The sequence below is a fragment of the Paenibacillus sp. OT2-17 genome, assembly GCF_009827695.1.
In the GTDB taxonomy this organism is placed as follows: Bacteria; Bacillota; Bacilli; order Paenibacillales; family Paenibacillaceae; genus Paenibacillus; species Paenibacillus polymyxa_B.
Genome location: NZ_WUDQ01000630.1, coordinates 1 through 2035 on the forward strand (window position 1 = coordinate 1; position 2035 = coordinate 2035).

3 protein-coding genes are annotated in these 2035 nt (G+C 44.2%); all 3 read right to left on the reverse strand.

What is annotated here, in order from left to right; all coding sequences use genetic code 11:
* Nucleotides 1-45: 45 nt before the first annotated feature.
* Nucleotides 46-318, reverse strand: coding sequence for a hypothetical protein (locus GRP75_RS25460; protein WP_013310628.1), 273 nt, complete (start codon nt 316-318; stop codon nt 46-48).
* 56 nt (nt 319-374) lie between these two features.
* Entirely contained in the window at nt 375-1049 is a 675-nt protein-coding gene (nth, locus tag GRP75_RS25465; protein WP_160790718.1) for an endonuclease III, read from the reverse strand.
* A 213-nt stretch (nt 1050-1262) separates the two neighbouring features.
* On the reverse strand, nt 1263-1913 hold the full coding sequence (locus tag GRP75_RS25470; RefSeq protein WP_023989082.1) for a GerMN domain-containing protein: 651 nt from the start codon (nt 1911-1913) through the stop codon (nt 1263-1265).
* Between the last annotated feature and the right edge of the window lie 122 nt (nt 1914-2035).

The window sequence follows — 2035 nt, forward strand, 5'->3', positions numbered from 1 at the left end:
CCGCCTACACCGGAACATGCAACGCATGTCGTCCGCGAATTGAACTTAATTGGCTGCAGTCTCAAGCACTGGCAGCAAAATTTCAAATACTTGACCATGCTGTAAAATCGTAATCCCACGGGATTTGTCCTTCATTACGACCACTTCTGGCTTTTGTGACATACGCTCCAGATAATGTTCAGGTACATCACCGGAATGACTAACTGTGATTCCCTCAAGCTCGCGCTCTTCGTTTTCAGCAAATTCTGTTGTTACAATTTGCTCAAAAATATCAGAGAACGCTTCAAAATTGTCTGTATATACCGAAATGCACTTCATACTCTTCATCCTTTTCTACACATAAATGGTTACACCCTCTGTTACTCTGTGGGTCTTTAAGCTCTACGTTCCTTATCTTTTCTGATAAGAGACGTTTTCATACGTTTCTTGCCTTCCCTGCACACATCAAGTAACGGACATACCTGACATTGAGGATTTTGAGCTTTACAATGGTAGCGTCCGAAAAAAATAAGCCTGTGGTGGGTCAAAGACCATTCATCCCTAGGTACCCTCTTCATCAGCTTTTTTTCCACCTCAAGCACTGAATCATCCCACCCTGCAAAACCGAGCCGTTTGGAAATACGCTCTACATGCGTATCTACCGCAATAGCTGGTACATTAAAAGCAGTAGATACTACGACGTTAGCCGTCTTACGGCCAACACCCGGTAGCTTAACCAGTTGATCGTGCTCCGAAGGTATCTCTCCCCCGTACTGGTCTATTAAAATACGACAGAGGTTATGAATATGCTTGGTCTTGTTTCGGTACAAGCCGATTCTGCGAATATCCTGCTCCAGTTCCTCAAGAGGAACAGCCAAATAATCCTCAGGTGACTTGTATTTTTGAAACAGGTCTGCCGTTACTTTATTGACCATCTGATCGGAGCATTGAGCAGACAATAACACGGCGATCGTTAATTCAAAAGCATTGTCATGGTTCAACTCACAATGGGCATCCGGAAACATCGTACCGATGGTGTCCAATATATGACGTGCGGTTGCTGCATTCACGGAAATCCTACCTCCTACCAAAAAAAACGTCTTGATACGGGATAGCCCGCATCAAGACGGTCACTCTAAATAATCATCCGGAAAGAAACGAATACTATTTGTGCATGACTGCCTGCATAGGCGAGAAATACACTCCTATATTATCATTATCTGTCACAGATTGCACGTGAAAAGTGTGTAAATCTCCAAGAAATTTTCATACCGTCTGATCGGTTAGCGGCTCATGGGATGATCCAAATCTACATGTCCCATTAAGGACTCTAAAGATTGACCATCTACGAGCAAATCCAGCGTTTTGACTTCCTTGAATTGGAACATCGTTTTCTTCAAGGCATCGATAGCTAATTCCTCGCCGCCAGCTCCCAATCGAGCCTCGTCCGGCAGAGAAATATCAAAAGTCAATGCACCGTTATCTAATTTGATCTTATGCACGGAAATTTTCTCGGACCACAACGGGATAAGAGCAGAATCCCCACTCTTTTGCAGAGCTTCAAACGCTTTTTGCAATTTTTCCAGCTCGCTTGGATAGGTAATTTCCTTTTTCTGTTCTTTCAAGCCGTTCTCTTGTGTATCCGTATAGTACACCGTAATCTGCTGTGTTTGTCGATCTCCTGAATTTTCCGTGTCCGTCTTGGTCTTTGTAGGCTCTGTTGACGGAGATGCAGGTGTTTGACTCGCCCCATTATTTTCAGCAGATTGAGCCGAAGGTTCAGGGGTCGTCTGTTCAGGTGTACTATTTTGTGCATTCGAAGTTTGTGTTTCCTGAGATGGAGTCGCAGGAGCCGTTGTTTGCTTAGAGGCACACCCTGCACCTGCAATGGCAAACAGTGCCAGCAGACCTGCAATTACGATTTTCTTGTTCATATGTCCCCCTCCTTGCTTGACGTTGACAAGCGATTTGTTGAAGATCTATTTTACGTCGAGATACTCTGTGATTCCATCTGCAATCCCTTGAGCTACCCGGTTTTGAAAATCTTCATCAAACA

Bases quoted from the DNA above. Each gene is read 5' to 3' on its own strand.
- GRP75_RS25460 (WP_013310628.1), bottom strand. From the start codon at position 318: ATGAAGTGCATTTCGGTATATACAGACAATTTTGAAGCGTTCTCTGAT.
- GRP75_RS25470 (WP_023989082.1), bottom strand. From the start codon at position 1,913: ATGAACAAGAAAATCGTAATTGCAGGTCTGCTGGCACTGTTTGCCATT.